Source organism: Nakamurella sp. GG22 (genome assembly GCF_052976845.2).
The window spans coordinates 85,409-105,111 of record NZ_JBRIIO020000023.1 but is presented as its reverse complement, the minus strand read 5'-3'; the positions used below and the strand labels follow the sequence as shown (position 1 = coordinate 105,111).

Below are 19,703 nucleotides of genomic sequence, written 5' to 3'. Positions count from 1 at the left end.
TCCGACTCAGCCCACGGTTGCCGAGTACCACGGACAAGCACGAATCGATGCCACCGGTGGCACCACCCCCCGCGCCAGCCGTGCAGCCGGCACCCCAACCCCCGCCGCCGCCGGACGCGCCGGCTCCGGTGCTGCGCCCGCCCCGGGTGTCCGACCGGATCCACGGCTCGAACGTGCACGAGGCCCGCCGGCCGCCACTGCCGGTGGCCGGCGCGAAACCGGTGGCGCCCCGCCCGGGTTCACCCGCCCAGCCGTCACACGTGCTGGTCAAGGGTTTCCGATGCTCGCGGAACCACCACAACGACCCGCGGGTGTCCTTCTGCTCGGTGTGTGGCATCCGGATGGACCAGCGCACCGGCATCCTGGTCGACGGCCGCCGACCCCCCCTCGGCCTGCTGGTGCTGGACATCGGTGCGACGTTCGTGTTGGACGACAACTACCTCATCGGCCGCAACCCCGAGGTGGACGAGGCGGTCATCCGCAGCAGGCTCCGGCCGATCCGGCTCGACGACGACAGCGGCACCCTGTCCCGGGTGCACGCCGAGATCCGGCTCGAGGGCTGGGACGTGCTGCTGCTGGACAGGGGCTCCGCCAACGGCACGCACATCGCCGGCGCGGGCCAGTCCGGGTGGACCCGGCTCGCGCCGCAGCAGCCGGTCGTACTCGCCCCCGGGATGCACGTCCGGGTCGGGCGCCGGATGTTCACCTTCGAATCGGCGCACGCCCGGATCTGACGGGATCCCGTGCCGGCGCGCGAGTCGGTTCAGCCGGTCGCGCTCGCACTCTGCCGCCGGAGCCCGATGTCGTTGCAGGCCTCGCAGACCGACATCGGGATCATCCCGATCGCCTGCAGCCGGGCGAAGATGGCGCATCCGAGACAGAACCCGAGCACCGATTCGAGCGTCGCGGCGACGGTGATGAGTGCGACCAGCACCCACGACACGGTGGGCGACCACAGGTAGTACGCCAGCAGTGCACCGACCGACAGGGTCGCCCCGATGGTCTGGGCGAACCGTTTCGGCGGGCCCGGGACGAGCCGGGGCGGGCCCAGGCGGGGGGCGATGACCTTGGTGGCCAGTTGCCCGAAGAGCGAGAACCGCGGGCCTGACGCCACTCTCGCCACGAAGCCCGACGCCAGCGGCCAGAGCAGCCAGGGCGTGCGGAACACCAGGGTCGCGACGCACAGCAGGACCACCATGCCGGCGACCGAGCGTGCCGCGTACTCGTTGACCGGGTTCGGGAACGTCAGCAGCTTCTTGATCGGGGTGGTCATCGGGCTTCTCCCGAGGCGTTGCCACTGACCGTCGGGCCATCGGTGGCTGCACACGATGCGCACCGGAGTTCGTCGCTGATGGTCACAGACATCTCTTTCCGGAAGCACTGGCGTTGTGGGCGGGACAGCGAAAACGAGTGGTCAGCTGTTGCCGCGACACAGGGCCGTGCTGGTGCGCATGTTGTCGACGTGCCGGCGACGGACCAGCACGCGGGCCGGTCCGGGGGCCGTCATCGAGGTGCGCACACCCCGACGATCCCCACCCATTTGGCCCATGTCAACCCGGCGATGGTTCCGCTCACCCCGGGTCACCTCCCGGTGGCTCTGCGAAACGCCGGGTCGGGGTCTCAGATGTAGATCGCCGGGTCGTCCACATCGGCCGATGACCCCGGATTCGGACGGATCCTGGCCGGGATCCCGACGGCGATATGGTTCGTCGGGACATCGGTGATGACCACAGCGTTCGCGCCGACCTGAGACCCGGAGCCGATCGACACCGCTCCGAGGATCTTGGCGCCCGCGCCGACGGTGACGTTGTCGCCGAGGGTGGGGTGACGTTTGCCGTGCCGCATCGACCGGCCGCCGAGGGTGACGCCCTGGAAGAGCAGCACCTCATTCCCGACCACCGCGGTCTCGCCGATCACCACACCCATGCCGTGGTCGATGAACAGCCGGCGGCCGAGTTGGGCGCCGGGATGGATCTCGATGCCGGTCACAACCCGCGCCGCCTGCGAGAGCAGGCGGGCGGGCAACCGGAGCAGGGGTTCTCGCCACATCCGGTGGGCGAGCCGATGAGCCCAGACCGCGTGCACGCCCGAATACCCGAGGGCGATCTCGACCAGTGATCTCGCTGCCGGGTCGCGATCGCGGGCGGCCTGGAGATCCTCGCGGAGCAGGGTGAGAGCGGACCGGAAGCCCGCCATCAGTCCATCAGGTCCGAGTACAGGACCGAGGTCAGGTACCGCTCGCCGAAGGACGGAATGATCACCACGATCAGCTTTCCGGAGTTCGCCGGGCGCGCGGCGACTCCGATCGCGGCGTGGATCGCAGCGCCGGAGGAGATACCGACCAGCAGGCCCTCGCGCCTGGCGGCATCGCGGGCGACCGCCACGGACGTCTCAGCGTCGACGTCGACGATCTCGTCGTAGATCGTCCGGTCGAGGATGTCGGGGACGAAATTGGCGCCGATGCCCTGGATCTTGTGCGGTCCGGGTGCGCCGCCGTTGAGGATCGGGGATTCGGCCGGCTCGACCCCGATGATCTGGACGCCGGGCTTGCGTTCCTTCAGGACCTGACCGACGCCGGTGATCGTCCCGCCCGTGCCGATTCCGGCAACGACGATGTCGACGGCGCCGTCGGTGTCGTCCCAGATCTCGACGGCCGTTGTGCGCCGGTGGATCTCGGGATTGGCGGAGTTGGCGAACTGCCGGGCAAGGATGGAGCCGGGCCGCTCCTTCGCGATGTCCTGCGCCATCTCCACAGCGCCCTTCATGCCCAGCGGACCAGGGGTGAGGATCAGTTCGGCGCCGTAGGCCCGTAGCAGCGCCCGGCGCTCCCTGGACATGGTCTCCGGCATCGTGAGCACGACGTTGTAGCCGCGGGCGGCGCCGACGAAGGCGAGCGCGATCCCGGTGTTGCCGCTGGTTGCTTCGACGATCGTCCCGCCGGGCGGCAACTCGCCGGACCGCTCGGCGGCATCGACGATCGCCACGCCGATGCGGTCCTTCACCGAGCTCGCCGGGTTGTAGAACTCCAGTTTCGCGACGACGGTCGCCTCAAGCCCCTCGGTCAGCTTGTTCAGCCGCACGAGCGGGGTATTGCCGATCAGCTTCGTGACGTCGTCGTAGATCTTGGCCATGGATCCTCCTGCATCGGTGGTCGAGACTTTCCCCCGCGCATGCATCCTGATGCAAACGCGGGCGGGCCGCGAAGGCACACTTGGCCATCCTGGGGGCGTCAGGCCGGGGGGCGGCCGCCGACGTCATGCAGGTGGTGCACGAGGTCGTGCACGAAGTAACGGCCCAGCGACTCGATGGTGAAGACCGACCCGTTGCTGCGCCGGCCCGGCCGCGCCCAGTCGGGATTGCCGACCCTCGCGAAAACGGCCGCGGCAGACCGCGCGGCTGCCTGCAGCTCCGTCGAGACGAGCGCCGGATCGGACTCCCAGTACCGCTTCTCGACCGCCGTCGCGTCCTGGTCCCAGTTCTCGAACATCGGGTCGAGCCGGTCCAGCATCAGGGCCGCCCGCTCACCGAACACCGTGTACACATCGCGGCAGTGGCACGCGTATTCCAGCGGCGACCAGACACCGGCCTCCGGCCGGGCGTCGACCCGCGGCCGGGCGAGAACCTCCTGCCAGCGGTCGGCGGTTTCCAGCACGTCGGCGGCGATCCGCGCGCGCGGCAGGGCTGCGGGATCGAAACCGCATTCCGGGCAGGGTGAATCGATGACCCAGGTCCAGTCCTTGGCATCCGGCTCGGGCAGCGGCGGGTCCACCGGGGTTTCGGACACGCGCCAACCTTAAGGCCGCACGGCCCGCCAGGGAATCAGCCGGCGGGCGTCACTCGGAAGCGGCGAGTTTGGCCAGTTGCTCGGTGAGTTCGGCCTCCCGGTCGTCGAGGCCGGCTTGGACGCTGACGACCGTGGCGGTGGTCGACAGCGAACCCGCCGCGGCCACCGCGCGGCTGACCACCACCAGGCCGGTGTTCCCGGCCGCGACGGTGCCGTCCACCATCTGCACGGTCACACCGGAGGCGCGGACGGGCGCCAGCGCGGCACCGACCTTGCGCGCCGCCCGCCCGCCGTCCGTGGTGGCCACCACCAGCGTGCTGCCCAGTGCGGCGGCCGCGGCGGAGGCCACGACCAGCGCCGTCTGCCCGTCGACACCGCCGTCGACGACGACGCCGACGGCATCACCTGCCGTCACGCCGCCCCTGCCGAGCCCGACGACGGCCAGGGTGAACTCCGGGTCCACCGGCGCCCGGTCGGCCGGTTCACGGTCGGCGAATTCACGGTCGACCACCACGACGTCGGCCTCCACCGCCGCCGCCTGCGCGATGACGTCGCTCCACGGGTCGGTCGAGAACCGGCTGAGCACCGAGCAGGCCACCCCGCGGGCCTTCAGCTCGGTGGCCAGCGCGTTCAGTTCGTCGACCGCACCGGCCATCCTGGCGAGATCGGGCAGCACAGCGGCGCCCACCTCGAGCGGCGCCTTCGGGCGGACGATCAGCCGGCTCAGCACCAGCTCAGCGGGCCGGCCGGTGCCCAGCAGTGCGGCGCCCACCGCGGCCAGCGACGGAGCGCGCTCCTGGTCGTCGACGAGCACCAGCACCCGGTACGAGTCCGTCAGGCCGAGGGCGGCACGTTCCGATGCCGCGATGTCCCGCTGCAGCACCCGGTCGGAGTACACCCGCTTGAGCAGCGGTCCCGTCATCGCCGTGGTGATCAGGGCCATCAGCACCAACATGGTGAACAGCTCGTCGTCGAGCACCCCGAGTTGCCGTCCGACGTTGAGGATGACGAGCTCGGTCAGCCCTCTGGTGTTCATCAGGATGCCGATCGCTGACGATTGCCGCGCCGGAACCTTCATCACCCTGGCCGCCGCGTACGCGCCGATGAACTTCCCGCCGATCGCGACCAGCAGGATGAGCGCGAGCTGCCACACCCCCGACCCGGTGATGCCGCCGATGTTGGTGCCGAGCCCGGTGACGACGAAGAACAACGGCAGCAGCAACAGCACGCTCACCTGCTCCAGGCGCTCCAGGATCTCCCTGGTCATGTCGGCGGCGCCCTGCCGCGGCATCACCGCGCCGAACACGAACGCGCCGAAAATGGCGTGAATGCCGATGATCTCGGTGATGTAGGCCGAGACCAGCACCCCGATCAGCACGACGGCCAGGATGTCCGGGGTTAGCCTGCCGACCCGGACGTACCAGTCGTTGAGCCGCCGCAGGGCCGGCCGGACGAGCCCGAACATCACGCCGGCGAACACCGCCGTCAGCGCGACGATGCGCAGCACGTCCAGTGGCCCGTTGCCCTGCACGACGGCCACCACGAACGCCAACAATGTCCAGGCGATGATGTCGTCCACCGCGGCGCAGGCGAGCGCCAGCACCCCCGTGGAGGTCCGGTGCATCCCACGGTCGGTGAGGATCCGGGCCAGCACCGGGAAGGCGGTGATCGACATCGCGACGCCGAGGAACAGCGAGAGCGCGAGCGGGGCGACCGGGCCCTGGGCGGTCTGGTCGTGGCTCGGGTAGAGCAGCAGCGCGAGACCCGCACCGAGTGCGAACGGCAGTGCGACCGAGGCGGCCGAGATCGTCCCGGCCAGCTTCTCCCGGCCGCGGATCAGCAGCATGTCCAGTTCGAGGCCGACGATGAACATGAACAGCACCAGCCCGAGCTGGGCAAGGATGTTCAGGTACGGCAGCACCTCCGGCGGGAAGAGCCGGCCGTCCAGGTCGCCCGGCAGCAGTCCGAGCAGGCTCGGGCCCAGCGCGATACCGGCGATGATCTCGCCGACGACGGGCGGCTGGCCGACCGCCCTGGCGAGCCGGCCGAAGAGCCTGGCAACGATCATGATGATCGCGATGTCGATGAACACCAGCCCGGCGATGTGCATACGGCAGTCCTGTCCCGGCCGGTCGGAACGGCCGTCGCCTGCGGTTGGTAGGGGTGCTCCGAATGCTGTCAGTGTGACGCAGGGTCGGTCCTGCGGAAACGCCGTGGACGACGGTTCAGCCGACCGGGTACGACTCCCCCCGGATCAGGCAGAACGGATGGGCGACCCGAGGGCTCCGCGGATACCATTTGCGTTGCTCGCCCACCCTGCGAGGAGTGCGAACCGAGGAGTCCGGAGTGGTGCTGCAAGATACGCCCGCACAGGCAGTGCCGGTGCTGGCCGATTTCCGGGTCGTCAGGCTGATCGGCGAGGGCAATCACGGCCGCTTCTACCTCGCCCACCCCCCTGCCCGGCTCGGCATCGACGACGAGTACGTCGCGGTCAAGGTCTTCGCGGGCCAGTGCAGCGAGGACGCGTTCCGCCGCGGCACCCGCGAGCTCCGGGCCTTCGCGGCGGTCGATTCGCCGTACCTCGCCCGGGTCTACGACGCGGTCCTGGAGGACAACTTCCTCTACGCCATGGAGTACTTCCCGTTGGGTTCGCTGGCCGCCCCGGCGCGACCACTCGCCCGGCAGGAGGTGCTGCGGGCGGTCGAGCACGCGGCGCGCGCCGTGCACGCCCTGCACGAGGCGGGGCTGGCGCACGGCGACGTCAAACCCGGGAACGTGATGCTGCACGAGGACGGCGCGAAGCTGTCGGACCTGGGACTGGCCCGGGTGATGACGGCGGGCGCCGCGCTCACCGGGATGGCACCGGAGACGTCCGTCGAGTTCCTCGACCCGTCGTTGCTGCTCGGCGATCCGCCGTCCCGGACGACGGACGTGTGGGCGCTCGGCGCGACCCTGCACCGCGCACTGACCGGCAAGGGCCTCTACGGCGAGCTCCCGGAACGGCAGCCGCTGCTGGCGATCCGGCGGGTGCAGACCACCGAGCCGCAGATCGACCCGTCGCTGAGCGCCGGTGAGGCAGCCCTGGTCCGCGCGTGCCTGGCGCCGCCGGACGATCGGCCGGCGACGGCCGCGGAGGTCGCCGACCGGATCGCGGAACTGCGTACCGCTGCGGGTTGATCGCGCGTCCGGCCGGCTCAGGACACTGCCGGCTCAGAACACTGCCGGCTCAGAACTCTGCCGGCTCAGGACACTGCCGGCTCAGAACGTGGCCGGCGTCCACCAGCTGTCCTGCAGTTCCTTCATCTTGTGGTCCTTCCAGTGGACATAGAGTAGGTAGTCCACCCGTTCCGGATCACTGAAAGTGGTGATGATGTAGGGCAGCTCGGCCTCGTCATCCGCCGAGCGGTAGATCATGCCCTTGTCCTCGCCGTCGATGTTCCAGTTGACGATGGTCGGTGAGTTGGCCCAGTCCCGTTCGATGTAGGCGTCCTTGTCGGCCTCGCTCGGGAAGTGCATCACCTCGAAGTACACGCCCTGCGGATCGGTGCAGGAGATGATCGCGTCGGCCTTGCTGTCCTCGGTGTCGCTGGCGATCGAGCAGGTGGCGTCGCCGTAGCCCTTCTCGGTCGGGGTGGCCGGCAGCAGGTCGGGGAACTCGTCGACGGCGATTGCCGCCGCTCCCCACGGATCGGTCACGTTCACCGACACGGGAGCGCTCGCGGCCGACGTGTTGCCCGCCGAGTTCGACGCCGTCACCGTGTAGTTGTACGAACCTGGCACGAGTTTGGGGTCCGAGTACCGCGGCGCGACGCCGGTGTAGACGACCTTGCCGCCGCGGCTGAGGGTGTACCCGGTCGCACCGGTGCTGCTGTTCCAGGTCACCGTGACGTCCCGGCCCTCCGCGGTCGCGGTCAGGCCGGTGGGCGTGGCCGGTGCCGAGACGGTGGTGTCCTGCCTGGTCAGCAGCACGGCGGCGGTCGTTCCGCCGGCGATCACCAGGACAGCGGCAATACCGATCAGGATCCACTTGCGCAGCCCGCCGGACCGGCCGGCGATCGGGGTGGAACCGGTGGTCTGCGGGCCGGTGAACTGCGGCGGGTACCCGGCCGGGTGCGGTCCGGAGTGGTGCACACCGCCCGGCGGTGGACCGCCCTGGCCCGTCACCCCGGTCCGGACCGGACCGGTGCCGTAGTAGGCACCCGGGCCGGTGCCGACCTGGGTCGGCGGCGGAAAGGCTTCGGTCGAGCGGTAGGCGACGGCACCCAGCGGCGCCACCGTGCCGGTGGGTGTCCATCCACCCGGTGCACCGGCGCGCGGGAGCGACTGGGACTGCCGGATCGTCTGCCAGCCGGCGAGCCGCTCCAGCATGCTGACGATGTCGTCGAGCTCCTTGGGACGCTTCGCCCCCTCCCGCTCGTAGACCACGGTGCGGGTGACCTCGTTGTTGCCGACGGTGATCTCCTGCAGCACGTCACCGGGCACCACCTCGACCAGCGGGAGGCGGGGCGGCAGGGCGAAGAACCTCGCCCGGTGCAACAGCTCCTCCAGCTCGATGCGGCTGTTCGTCGACAGGTAGTTGGTGCTGACCGGACCGAGTTCGGACACCGTGCCCTGTGCGGGGGCCGTCCGCCGGACGGACACCGTGTACGGCGGCCGGGGGGTGGTCAACGAGATCGCCTCGACGGGATCGTCGGCCTTCGCCCGCTCCACCGAGGTGCGGTCGCTCTCCCCCACCGGTGGCGCGGTCGCCAGCGCGCCGACCTCCGCGCGGGTGGGGGTGGAAGCGGCTGGATCCGCCGACACCAGCGCGGCGCGAGCGGCAAGGCTCAGTTCCCGGCAGCTGTTGTACCGCTCGTCCGGGTCCTTCGCCATCGCCTTGGCGACCACCTCGTCGAAGCCCGGCGGCAGCCACGGGACCTTCTCCGACGGGCGCGGCGGCGGGTTCTTCAGATGCGCCGTCATGGTGGCGAACGGTGAGCTCTCCGGGAAGGGCACGCTGCCGGTCAGCAGCTCGTAGAGCACGCAACCCAACGCGTAGATATCCACCCGGTGGTCGAGATGCTTGGCCTCGATCTGCTCCGGCGAGGCGTAGGCGAGGGTCGCCAGCAGATTGCCGGTCCCGGTCAGGTGCTGCACCTCGTCCGTCGATTTCGCGATGCCGAAGTCGGTCAGCAGGACGTGTTCCGGCTCCGAAGGGTCGTCGGAGGCGGCCAGCAGGATGTTGGCCGGTTTGACGTCGCGGTGCAGCAGGCCGGAGCGGTGCGCGAAATCCAGTCCGGCGCCGACCTCGCTGATGATGTGCACCACCCGGTGCGGCGTCATCGACCCGTCGCCGGCCCGGGCGGCGACCGAGGCATCCACCCCGGCCACGTACTGCATCGAGATCCACAGCTGCCCGTCGACCGCACCCCGGTCGTAGACCGCGACGATGTTGCGGTGGATCAGACCCGACGCCAGATCCGCCTCACGCTCGAAGCGGGCGCGGAAGTTGGGGTCGCCGGAGAAGGCGGGATTGAGCAACTTGAGCGCGTCGCGGCGCGGCAGTCGGGGGTGCTTGGCCAGGTAGACGGCGCCCATGCCTCCGGTGCCCAGCACGGATTCGATGGTGTAACCGGCGAATTCGTCGCCAGCGGCGAGGACCACCTGCCGTACCCCCGTCCGAAATGTTCCAGAGAATCAACCATAACGTCGGCCGAACGGGAGTGTCACACCTCGTGGCAGCATCACTCCCACGGCCATCCGTAGGAGTGAGAACTCTTCGCGCTGATACAAGCCTGATACGCGGGAGCACACCCGTCATGTCGAGCGGCACAATCGACCCATGTGCGGCCGCTACGCGAACTCTTCGACCACCGCCGGGCTCTACGGCGAATTCGGGATCGACCCCGACGCGATCACCGAGGACGACCTCGCGCCGTCGTGGAACATCGCGCCGACGGACCCGGTTCGGGTGGTGCTCGAACGTCGACCGCGTGGCGAGCAGGGCGGTGAGGAGGAAGCACCACCGGTCCGGCAGCTTCGCACGGTGCGCTGGGGTCTGGTGCCCAGCTGGTCGAAGGACCGCAAAGGCGCCGCCCGGTTGATCAACGCCCGGCAGGAGACCGTCACCGTGAAGCCGGCTTTCAAGACGGCGGCCGCCCGTCGCCGATGCCTGGTGCCGGCGAACGGTTATTACGAGTGGCAGAAGACCGCTGACGGCAAGATCCCGTACTTCCTGCACGACGCCGACCATGATCTGCTGGCGTTCGCCGGCCTCTACGAACTGTGGCCGGACCCGTCGCTACCGGACGACCATCCCGAGAAATGGCTGTGGACATGCACTGTCATCACCCGGCAGGCAACCGACACGCTCGGCGAGATCCACGACCGCTGCCCCGTCCTCGTTCCCGCCGACCTGCGTGACCAGTGGCTGGACTGCTCGAGCGGTGATGCCGCGGTCGCCCGCCGGTTGCTGGACGGGCTGCCCGAGCCCGTCCTGCAACCGCGGCGGGTGTCGACGGCGGTGAACAGTGTTCGCAACGACGGGCCGGAGTTGATCGAACCGGCTGCCAACTCTGCGGAACCGGTGCAGCAGCAGCTCGATCTGGACATGCCGTCAGCCTGACCAACCGCTCGGCCAGCGTGATGTGTCCGTTCCGGTGGCGCTTGTCACCCGCGCTCGATTACCTTGAGTTCACTGTGTCTTGACTCATAGTCACCACCAAGTCACCACCACGAGCGCCCGACGACGAGGAGTTCCCCGTGCCCAGCATTGTCTGGAAAGACGAACCCGACGAGCACGACTATCCCGCGGCCGCTTCGTATCTCACCCTGCTGACCACCCCCGACACGGTTGCCAAGACGGTGAAGGAACTGCAGACGGCGACCATCACCCACTTCAAGGCGAAGGACATGTTGCGTTCCTCGCAACTACCCCTGCTGCCCGCCGACGACCAGCACGTTGCCGCGGACCTGGCCAAAGTGACTGCGGGCAAACGACTCTCCCCGGTCCTGCTGGTCAGGGGAGCGCTCGAACGAGGCTTCCCGATGCAGATCGCCGACGGCTACCACCGGGTGTGCGCGAGCTACCACCTCGGCGAGAACAACGACATCCCCTGCCGGATCGCCGAACTGCCGACCTGACCGGACCGCTACTGCACCCCGGCCGGCTTTTCCCGGTCGGGCGCGCGGTCATCCCCGGACCGACTCCCGGCCGGCTCTCCCTGGTCGGCAGCGCCGTCATCCCCGGACCGATCCAGCCCGAACGCATCTGAGAGCCGAACGGGCGTGCTCGGACCGGGCAGCGGTGGTGGCGCTCCTGGGACCAGCGCGCTGCCCGAACCGGTGCCGCCCGAGCCACTACGCAGCCAGCGCCCGACCGAATCGTCACGCTCGGCCAGCACCGGCCCGACGACCGCACCGACGACGATGATGAACGCCATCCCGGTGAAGAAGGTGACCAACGACAGGGCGATGCCGAAGGCACCGAACTGGACGAAGTTCTGGGTGACCGTCTTGGGCATCCAGATGTCGGAGCACATCGCGTAGAGCGCCCCACTGAGGCCGGTGATCACGGCGGTGGGCAGCAGCGGGCGCCACCGAACCTCGCCGCGCAGCATCAGCCACGCCGTCCACCACCAGATGAGGATTCCGAGAACCATGCCCAGTACCCAGGCCACCGTTGTGCCGGCCTGGCCCCCGATCATCGTGCGAGCCGCCCCGAGCAGGTACAGCAGGGCAATCACGCCCGCCACCCAGATCATCCCGCGTCGCTTGTTGCCCAGGCCACCGCCGGGCGGTCGACGCCAGGCACGCAGATAGGCACGCTGCAATGCGGTGGTGAAGAAGACGCCGTAGGCCAGGGCCATCAACACACCGACGAGTCCGGTGGCGGACCTGATGGCATCGGGTGTCGAGAAGGCTCCTCGAACGAGCGTCAGCGCATCTCCGGTGATTCCCAGCCGAACCGCGACGGCCTCCATCATCTGGCGGCGGACACCGTCCGGGGCCACCGACGCCGCAACGATCAGCAGTGGGAAGAGCGAGACGAACAGTTTCGTCGCCAGCGCGACCGACCGGTCGACGAACTCGATCTCGAGCAGTCGGGACCACAAGGACCCGATCGGCGTGCGCTCGAGCCACCCGGCGTACTTCCGCGCGGCGGATCGGAGCCGGCTGATCACCGCCGCTTCTCCTGCGGTTCGTGCTGCGCCAATGGCATGGCAACCTCTCGGATCGTCCCAAGCGGTCGATGGACCACCCGATCCGATCGTTCCGGCGCCCGTGCCGTCGCGATACCCCCGAACGGGATGATCCGACCGGGAATGGAAAGCCTGCCGGCTCAGAAGGACCGCTGAACCGGGTGGTTCGAACCGCTCGCCACCAGCGCGGCCGCCAGCTCGTAGAGCTTGATGTTCTGGTCCATCGACAGTTTGCGCAGCATCTCGAACGCGACGTCGGCGGGACACTTCTGCTGCACCATGATCATCCCCTTCGCCTGGTCGATGACGGCATGCGACTCCAGTGCCCGGCGCAGGTGCAGGGCCCGGTCGCGGTGGCCCTGCGCCGTCTCGGCAACGCTCAGCGCGGCGGTGACGTGGGTGGCCAGGGCCACCGCAAGGGCCACGCTGCCCTCGTCGAAGGCCCTCGGGGTGCGGGAGTAGATGTTGATCGCCCCGACCAGGTAGTTCTCCACCGGCAGCGGGACCGACAACGAGCTGCCGAGCCCGTTCTCCAGCGCGCGCGGGAGGTAACGGGGCCACCGGGTCTCGGTGGCCGCATCGACGATGTGCTTCACCTCGTCCGTCCGCCCCGCGTCCAGGCACGGGCCGTAGCCCTCCTCGTACTGCAATTCGTCGAGGTCCATCGCGAGCGAACCGGTGCAGGCCACCGTCGATGCCTTCTCGTCCCGGACCAGGGTCACCGACACCTCATCGGCACCCTCGATCCGGCGCCGCACCAGTTCCACGACGTCGTCGAGGATCAGGTTCATCTCCCGGTCGGCGGCCACCAGTTTCGCCAGCTCACCGAGCACGCCTGTCGGATCGATCGGATCAGTCACGCATGAACGGTTCCCTCGGCGCCACCGATCAACCAGCCGGGCATCTGTGGCCGCAACGACACTGCACGCCGTCTCCGGGGGATGCCGCGATGCGCCATCATGTCGGGGTGCAGGGTATGAGCGCGAGAGAGTCCGGCGCTGCCGGCGACGGCGGTTGGCGGGCGCCGCTCGCCGACCGGCCGGTGCGCGCGACGGTGGCGGTGCCGGGTTCGAAGTCGTTGACGAACCGCGCCCTCGTGCTGGCCGCCCAGGCCACCTCGGACTCTGCCGTCATCGCGCCGCTGCGCAGTCGGGACACCGACCTGATGGCGGCCGGACTGCGGGCGATGGGCACCCTGATCACCGACGACGGTGACGGAAAGCTCGACTGGCGCGTCCAGCCGCGGCGGCTGGCCGGGCCGGCAACGGTCGACTGCGGGCTGGCCGGCACCGTGATGCGATTCCTGCCGGCGCTGGCCGCCGTCGCACAGGGGTCCGTCACCTTCGACGGTGATCCCGCGGCCCGGCGCCGGCCGATGGCCACGGTGCTGGACGCCCTCCGGTCGCTGGGCGCCGACATCGACGGCGACCGGTTGCCGTTCGTCGTCCGCGGCACCGGCTCGCTCGCCGGCGGGACCGTGCACATCGACGCCAGCGCGTCCTCCCAGTTCGTCTCCGGACTGCTGCTGTCCGGCGCGTCGTTCATCGACGGCGTCCGGGTGGTGCACCGCGGCGGGCCGCTCCCGTCGATCCCGCACATCGCCATGACGGTCGCGAACCTGCGGTCCGTCGGGGTGTCCGTTGACGACTCGGCGCCGGACGAGTGGACGGTCAAGCCGGGACCGGTCGCCCCGTGGACCGCCGTCATCGAACCCGACCTGTCCAATGCCACACCGTTTCTCGCCGCCGCGGCGATCACCGCCGGCACCGTCACGGTGCCGCACTGGCCGGCCGCCACCGACCAGGCCGGGGACGCCATCCGCGGCATCCTGGCAGCGATGGGTGCCGGGGTCACCCTGGCCGACGACGGTGTGACGGTCAGCGGCCCGACGACCCTGCAGGGTCTGGACGCCGACCTGCACGACGTCGGAGAGCTGACGCCGACGATCGCGGCCGTCGCGCTGTTCGCCGATGGACCGAGCGTCCTGCGTGGCATCGGACATCTGCGGGGGCACGAGACCGACCGGCTGGCGGCCATCGCGGGCAACATCACGGCGCTCGGCGGCGACGTCCGGGAGGAGGCCGACTCGCTGACGATCCGGCCGCGGACGCTGCACGGCGGCATCTGGCGCTCCCATGCCGACCATCGGATGGCGACGGCCGGCGCGATCGTCGGCCTGCGGGTGCCCGGCGTCGTGGTGGACGACATCGCCACGACCGCCAAGACGCTGCCCGGATTCGAGGACATGTGGCTCCGCATGCTGACGGCCGCCGCCGCGCCGTCACCGGGGGTGGCGACCTGAGCAAACTCGGCGAGAACTGGGACAACGACGACGTCCGGGTGCGTCCCACCCGCGGCTCACGGCCGCGGACCAAGACCCGACCCACGCATACCGATGCGGTGAGCGGCTTCGTCACGACGGTGGACCGCGGGCGGTACACCTGCCTGGTCGAGGAGGGCACCCGCCGGGCGCACGTGGTGCATGCGATGCGGGCCCGCGAACTCGGCCGCCGCGCCGTGGCCGTCGGCGACATGGTGGACCTGGTGGGCGACACCGACGGCGCGCCGGACACCCTGGCACGGATCGTCCGGATCGCGCCGCGGCGCAGTGTGCTGCGCCGCTCCGCGGACGACACCGACACGGCCGAACGGGTTCTGGTGGCGAACGCCGACCAGCTGGTGATCGTCTGCGCGCTGGCCGACCCGGTGCCGCGGACCGGCTTCATCGACCGTTGCCTGGTCGCGGCCTATACCGGCAACCTCGAGGCCGTCTTGGTGCTGACGAAGGCAGACCTCGCCGATCCGGAGCCGCTGGAGCGCATCTACGCCGACCTCGACCTGCCGATCCTGGTGACCAGGCGCACCGCGTCCGACGACGGACAGCGGGCGGTGGCGGGCATCGACGAGGTACGCGAGCGGCTGGACCGGTCGATCTCGGTGATGATCGGCCACTCCGGCGTCGGTAAGTCGACCCTGGTCAATGCCCTGGTCCCGGATGCCCAGCGGGCGACGGGCTCGGTCACCGGTGTGGGCAAGGGCCGGCACACGTCGACATCGGCCATCGCGCTGCCGCTGCGGGCCGGCGGCTGGGTCATCGACACCCCCGGGGTGCGGTCCTTCGGACTGGCCCACGTCACGCCGGACGACGTGCTGGAGACGTTCGACGATCTGCTTCCGGCGACGGTGAACTGCCCGCCGAACTGTGACCACACCGGCGCCGGGGGCGGCACCGACACCACCGGGGTCGGCTGCGCGCTGGATGCCTTCGTCGCCGCGGGCAACTCGAGCCCCGGCCGGCTGGCCTCGTTCCGTCGCCTGCTGGCCTCATTGGCCGGCAGCGACGACCTTTCAGACAACACAGCCGGCGACGCGGCGGCCGACGTCGGCGGGGAGCCCACAGAAGGCAGTACCGGCTCCGCACTGTGACCATCGTCACACCCTGTGTGGTCGCCGAAGTAGATGACGAGTCCACTACCGGGGAATAGACTGCCGGAAGCTTTGTTGAAGGTTCATGTAACCGCGACTCCACCGCTTCGGAAGGAACCACCATGAGCACCGCAGTCACCACTCCCACCCTGACCGCCGGCACCTGGACCGTCGACGCCGTTCACTCGGACGTCTCGTTCAAGGTCCGCCACATGGCCGTCGGCAAGGCCAAGGGCACCTTCGCGGTCAAGAGCGCCACCCTCGTGGTGGGCGAGAACGGCGTGGCCGATGCCGCTGTCACCGCTGAGATCGACGCCGCGAGCGTCGACACCAAGCAGGAGCAGCGTGACGCCCACGTCCGCTCGGCCGATTTCCTCGACGTCGAGAACCACCCCTCGCTGACCTTTGTCTCCACCGGTGTGAAGAGCGTCGACGGCGAAGAGTTCGTGCTGGCCGGCAACCTGACCATCCGCGGCACCACCCAGCCGGTCGACCTGGACGTCGAGTTCCTGGGCGAGACCGTCGACGCCTACGGCGGGACCCGCGCAGGGTTCTCCGCGAAGACCTCGATCAGCCGCAAGAGCTACGGCGTCAGCTTTGATGCCGCCTTCGGCGCCGGCAATGCCGTCGTCTCGGACAAGGTCGAGATCGACCTCGAGCTGGAGTTCGTCCGGAACGCCGACTGACCCCGGCTTGAACAATGGGTCTGCACAACTGCACCCGAACTCTTGAGAAGCCCGGCCGACACCATGTCGGCCGGGCTTTTTCGTGCGTTCAGCTCATGACGTCGCGGTTATTGGGGGGGCACTCATTCGACGGCGCTCATCCGGCGGCGCTCATCCGGCGGCGCTCATCCGGCGGCGCTGATCCGGCGGCGCTGACCTAATGCGCTCATCCGGCGCGGCGCGGCTCCCGGCGCAGGACACAGAATTCGTTGCCCTCCGGGTCGGCCAGCACCACGAACGGGTCGCTGTCCCGCTGCCCGATGTCGACCCGGCGCGCACCCAGCGCGATCAACCGGTCGACCTCGGCCTCCACGTCACCGTCGGCGGGCCGGAGGTCGGGGTGGTTTCGGTTCTTCACGATCTTTTCGGTGCCCGAGCCCTGTAGCCAGACCGTCGGTACATCCGGTGGGGCATCAGCGGGCGGATACAGCTTCGCGCTGCCGTCGCCGCCCTGTTCAGCCCGGTAGCCGAGCGCGCCCGACCAGAATGCAGCCATCTTCCCGACGTCCTGGACGTCGATGGTCCATTGCACGAAACGCAGCGTCATGGGTTCTGCTGTTCCCCTTCAGGGCGCCGGGCACGCGGCGGCTCAGCGACCGTCGGACAGTTCCTCGACCAGGTAGCGGATCTCGCCGGGCGCGTACCAGGCCAGGTCGAAATCCTCCGCGGAGCCGAGCGCGAACTCGGCGTCGTGGTCGCCCAGGTCGGCCGCATCGATGAGTTCCGCCGCCTCCGCAACGGCGTCCATCGCGTCCGCCCCGTCGACGTGCACCGCAGCGACCCGCGACCACTCGACCTGGCCCCGGACAGCGACGACCGCCCGGTCCGCCTCCGGCCGGGGGGTCACATCGGCGTCGTCCACGTCAGCGGCGATCACCACCCGCAGCGCCGGCTCGTCCGCGTCGGCCGCCGCCAGCAGGCGCAGTGACGCGCGCGACGCGTCCTGCATGGCGAGGTACTCGAGGTCCTCCTCGGACCAGTCCGGGTACTCCAGCCGGAGCGGTTCGGTCACCGCGAACCCGACGCCGGAGAGAACCCGGACCGAACCCGCCTCCAGTGCCTGGCGAACCCGGGACACGGTGCCCGGCAGATAAACCCTCATGACGACGTCCGCGAGCGACCCCGCGGCCGGGGACCGGATGCGGGCGCACCGGCCTTCCGCGGGACCGTCGACATCACCTCGTCGATGGCCTCCGTGATCTGATCGGCGAATTCCTCGACGTCCGGGATGGCGTCCCGATCGGCCGTCACCCCGAAGAACACCTTGCCGTTGTACGAGGTGCAGGACACGGCGAGCGCCTGGCCGAGGCCGAGCGGGGCGACTGGATACATCGCGTCCACCTCGAAGCCGGCCGCGAACAGCGGCACCTGGGGGCCGGGCACGTTGGTGATCAACACGTTGTACATACGCTTCGAGATCTGGCCCGCCACCCTGGCACCCAGCGCGTGCAGCGTCGGCGGGGCGAAACGCCCGAGCCCGATGAGCCGGTCGGCGCCGACCGGGTTCCCGGAATCCAGATAACCGCCCATCGCGAACGACACCTGGTGCAACCGCATGGCGGGGTTCGGTTCCGCCACCGGCAGGTCGATGAGATAGGACGCGACCGAGCCGCTGTCCTCCCCCGGCACGGGCGCCACCGACACCGGGACCATCGCCCGCACGACGGTGTGGGCCGTGACGGCCTCCCCGCGGGACAACAGCCACGAGCGCAGGGCGCCGGTGATCACCGTGAGGATCACATCGTTCACCGAACCGCCGTGCGCCTTGCGCACCTTCTTGAAGTCCTGCAGGTCTGCCTGCACGGTCGCGAACCGGCGCTGCACGCTACGGGCGTCGTTCAGCAGCGAGCGCGGGGCCGGGATCACCGCCCGGCGGACCACCTCGAACGCGCTGCCCGCCGCGCCCACCACCCTGGTCATCATCGAGCCGACGTCCTGTGCGGCGAGCCTGGCGATGTCCCAGGCCTCGGTCGGGCGGGAGGTCAGATCGGCGATGGCGTCGACGACCAGGTCGATGTCGCTGGGTGACGGGTTGGGGATCCACGGCTGGTCCGGCAGATCGCGCGGCCGCCGGTTGGTGTCCAGGATCGCGGCGGCGACATCGACGGCACCGATCCGGTCGACCATCGCATGATGGGTCTTGTTGACCAGCGCGACCCGGCCACCGGTCAGCCCCTCGATGACGTACACCTCCCACAGCGGGCGGCTGCGGTCCAGCGGGCGGGAGATGAGCCGGCCGACCAGCTCGTTCAGCTCCGCATCGGTCCCGGGCCGCGGTAGCGCGGAGCGCCGGACGTGGTAGGTCAGGTCGAAATCCTCGTCGTCCACCCAGACCGGCCTGGCGAGCCGACCGGGAACGAACCGCACCTTCTGCCGGTACCGCGGCACCAGCGCGAGACGCGACTCGATCAGGTTCATGATCTCCGCGTACGCGATCTCCGGGCCGTCCCGGTGTGGTTCGAGAATGACGACACCGCCGACGTGCATCGGGATCCCGGCGTCCTCGGCGTACAGGAACGACGCATCCGTCGCAGACAGCCGGTCGGTCATGGGGCCATCGTGACACAGCGCCCGTTTTGCCACAGCGCCCGTTTGCCACAGCCGTCTTGCACAACGCCCGTCGTGGGAGCGTCCCGGCGCTACCGCTTGGTCGCCGTTGGCGCAGGCTCAGGTCGCTCGAACAGCTGCGCGACGCCCGCGGCACTGAAACATGCTGCGCCGAGCGCGGTTCCCCAGTTGATGACGGCCACGTTGATCACGGTGCCGGTGGCCGGCCGGACGAACGCGGCGAGTCCGGAGAGCAGGAACAGCCACGAACCCAGCTGGTTGACCGTGACGAGCCACCAGGAGAGCGAGCGTGGCAGGAGACGGAAGCGGCCGTGGCAGACCTCGATGATCGCGATGTGCCCGCTGATCAGGAACAGCACGCAGCCGACCATCTCGGGCGCCCAGATCAACCTGTCGATCTGCTGTTGCGCGAGGTCGGTCAGGAACGCATCGATCAGGCTGACGGCGAAGGCCAGCGTCCCGGCGAACAGCACGAACGCGGTCAGCCAGCCCGCGCGGCTCGGCTCGTACGCCCACCATCGCCACCGGCTCTCCTGCAGCGCGCCGTCCGCGCCGACGCTGCGGGGCGAGTTGATGGCCTGGACCAAGCCGGCATAGGCGCCGGTCGAGAAGAAGAAGCCGCCGATCAGGAAGGTCCAGTCGATGGTGGTCATGCTCGCGGACGACAGCTGACTGAGCACTGCACCGAGGGTGAACAGCGCTCCGCCGAGAAAGAAGGACACCCCGGACACCGCATTGCACCGGGCGAGCCGCACGGCGTGCGCGGGCCGAACCCTGATCCGCTCGGCGACGCCGTCACGGACGATCTCGATGAAGCCACGTTTACGGGCCTGGCGTGATTCCCAGGTACCGGTTGCGCCGTCCGGTTGTTCCCACTGCACCCGGCTGATCAGCGTCCATCCGCCGCCGGTGGGCCGGGCCGCGGTGCCGTCCGGCGACCGGAAGCTGACTGTGGCCGGTGACGGATCGGTCATTTCTGGCGGATGCCCCACGCCGTCATCATCTCCCAGGGTCAGGCGG

The 19,703-nt window shown here is 69.8% G+C and carries 19 protein-coding genes; 7 read left to right on the top strand and 12 right to left on the bottom strand.

Annotated features, from left to right (window positions below; translation table 11 throughout):
* The coding region (locus ACVBEQ_RS20890) for an FHA domain-containing protein (protein ID WP_447155238.1) at positions 1-734 on the top strand (734 nt) is incomplete at its 5' end.
* 29 nt (positions 735-763) lie between these two features.
* Here the strand turns inward: ACVBEQ_RS20890 and ACVBEQ_RS20885 are convergent.
* From ACVBEQ_RS20885 to ACVBEQ_RS20865, 5 genes are all read right to left on the bottom strand, one after another.
* Positions 764-1,273, bottom strand: a complete 510-nt coding sequence (locus ACVBEQ_RS20885) for a DUF4395 domain-containing protein (protein ID WP_447155237.1) — start codon at positions 1,271-1,273, stop codon at positions 764-766.
* A gap of 347 nt (positions 1,274-1,620) precedes the next feature.
* Positions 1,621-2,196: a serine O-acetyltransferase EpsC gene (gene epsC, locus ACVBEQ_RS20880; RefSeq protein WP_447155236.1), complete on the bottom strand. Its 576-nt coding sequence runs from the start codon at positions 2,194-2,196 to the stop codon at positions 1,621-1,623.
* Positions 2,196-3,131, bottom strand: coding sequence for a cysteine synthase A (gene cysK, locus ACVBEQ_RS20875; protein WP_447155235.1), 936 nt, complete (start codon positions 3,129-3,131; stop codon positions 2,196-2,198). Before cysK ends, epsC begins: the two co-directional genes overlap by 1 nt.
* 98 nt (positions 3,132-3,229) lie before the next feature.
* A complete protein-coding gene (locus tag ACVBEQ_RS20870) occupies positions 3,230-3,784 on the bottom strand; it encodes a DinB family protein (protein WP_447155234.1) in 555 nt (184 codons plus the stop codon).
* A 49-nt stretch (positions 3,785-3,833) separates the two neighbouring features.
* Positions 3,834-5,894 carry a cation:proton antiporter domain-containing protein gene (locus ACVBEQ_RS20865; RefSeq protein ID WP_447155233.1) on the bottom strand — a complete coding sequence of 687 codons (2,061 nt, stop codon included), beginning with the start codon at positions 5,892-5,894 and terminating at the stop codon, positions 3,834-3,836.
* 215 nt (positions 5,895-6,109) lie between these two features.
* Here ACVBEQ_RS20865 and ACVBEQ_RS20860 point away from each other — a divergent pair, with 215 nt between their 5' ends.
* Positions 6,110-6,961 carry a serine/threonine-protein kinase gene (locus tag ACVBEQ_RS20860; protein ID WP_447155232.1) on the top strand — a complete coding sequence of 284 codons (852 nt, stop codon included), beginning with the start codon at positions 6,110-6,112 and terminating at the stop codon, positions 6,959-6,961.
* A gap of 81 nt (positions 6,962-7,042) precedes the next feature.
* Here the strand turns inward: ACVBEQ_RS20860 and ACVBEQ_RS20855 are convergent, their stop codons facing one another.
* Complete coding sequence (locus ACVBEQ_RS20855) at positions 7,043-9,427, bottom strand: serine/threonine-protein kinase (protein ID WP_447155231.1); 2,385 nt, start codon at positions 9,425-9,427, stop codon at positions 7,043-7,045.
* A gap of 178 nt (positions 9,428-9,605) precedes the next feature.
* Between ACVBEQ_RS20855 and ACVBEQ_RS20850 the strand changes: the two genes are divergently transcribed.
* Positions 9,606-10,388, top strand: coding sequence for an SOS response-associated peptidase (locus tag ACVBEQ_RS20850; protein ID WP_447155230.1), 783 nt, complete (start codon positions 9,606-9,608; stop codon positions 10,386-10,388).
* A 137-nt stretch (positions 10,389-10,525) separates the two neighbouring features.
* Positions 10,526-10,906: a hypothetical protein gene (locus ACVBEQ_RS20845; protein ID WP_447155229.1), complete on the top strand. Its 381-nt coding sequence runs from the start codon at positions 10,526-10,528 to the stop codon at positions 10,904-10,906.
* A gap of 8 nt (positions 10,907-10,914) precedes the next feature.
* On the opposite strand, the gene ACVBEQ_RS20840 is transcribed toward ACVBEQ_RS20845, so the two are convergent.
* Together ACVBEQ_RS20840 and ACVBEQ_RS20835 are read right to left on the bottom strand one after the other, a co-directional pair.
* Positions 10,915-11,946: a hypothetical protein gene (locus tag ACVBEQ_RS20840; protein ID WP_447155228.1), complete on the bottom strand. Its 1,032-nt coding sequence runs from the start codon at positions 11,944-11,946 to the stop codon at positions 10,915-10,917.
* 158 nt (positions 11,947-12,104) lie between these two features.
* On the bottom strand, positions 12,105-12,824 hold the full coding sequence (locus ACVBEQ_RS20835) for an ANTAR domain-containing protein (protein WP_447155227.1): 720 nt from the start codon (positions 12,822-12,824) through the stop codon (positions 12,105-12,107).
* A gap of 116 nt (positions 12,825-12,940) precedes the next feature.
* Here ACVBEQ_RS20835 and aroA point away from each other — a divergent pair, with 116 nt between their 5' ends.
* The 3 genes from aroA to ACVBEQ_RS20820 all read left to right on the top strand — a co-directional run bounded on the left by aroA (position 12,941) and on the right by ACVBEQ_RS20820 (position 16,076).
* Complete coding sequence (aroA, locus tag ACVBEQ_RS20830) at positions 12,941-14,266, top strand: 3-phosphoshikimate 1-carboxyvinyltransferase (protein WP_447155226.1); 1,326 nt, start codon at positions 12,941-12,943, stop codon at positions 14,264-14,266.
* Positions 14,263-15,390, top strand: coding sequence for a ribosome small subunit-dependent GTPase A (gene rsgA / locus ACVBEQ_RS20825; RefSeq protein ID WP_447155243.1), 1,128 nt, complete (start codon positions 14,263-14,265; stop codon positions 15,388-15,390). The genes aroA and rsgA overlap by 4 nt, the downstream gene beginning before the upstream one ends.
* 122 nt (positions 15,391-15,512) lie before the next feature.
* Entirely contained in the window at positions 15,513-16,076 is a 564-nt protein-coding gene (locus ACVBEQ_RS20820) for a YceI family protein (protein WP_447155225.1), read from the top strand.
* Between the two features lie 205 nt (positions 16,077-16,281).
* On the opposite strand, the gene ACVBEQ_RS20815 is transcribed toward ACVBEQ_RS20820, so the two are convergent.
* The 4 genes from ACVBEQ_RS20815 to ACVBEQ_RS20800 all read right to left on the bottom strand — a co-directional run bounded on the left by ACVBEQ_RS20815 (position 16,282) and on the right by ACVBEQ_RS20800 (position 19,657).
* The gene (locus tag ACVBEQ_RS20815) at positions 16,282-16,662 is read right to left on the bottom strand and encodes a VOC family protein (protein WP_447155224.1); all 381 of its coding nucleotides are present in this window, start codon (positions 16,660-16,662) and stop codon (positions 16,282-16,284) included.
* A 42-nt stretch (positions 16,663-16,704) separates the two neighbouring features.
* A complete protein-coding gene (locus ACVBEQ_RS20810; protein WP_447155223.1) occupies positions 16,705-17,217 on the bottom strand; it encodes a DUF6912 family protein in 513 nt (170 codons plus the stop codon).
* On the bottom strand, positions 17,214-18,665 hold the full coding sequence (locus ACVBEQ_RS20805; RefSeq protein ID WP_447155222.1) for a WS/DGAT/MGAT family O-acyltransferase: 1,452 nt from the start codon (positions 18,663-18,665) through the stop codon (positions 17,214-17,216). Before ACVBEQ_RS20805 ends, ACVBEQ_RS20810 begins: the two co-directional genes overlap by 4 nt.
* Before the next feature lie 89 nt (positions 18,666-18,754).
* Complete coding sequence (locus ACVBEQ_RS20800; protein ID WP_447155221.1) at positions 18,755-19,657, bottom strand: hypothetical protein; 903 nt, start codon at positions 19,655-19,657, stop codon at positions 18,755-18,757.
* Positions 19,658-19,703 lie beyond the last annotated feature (46 nt).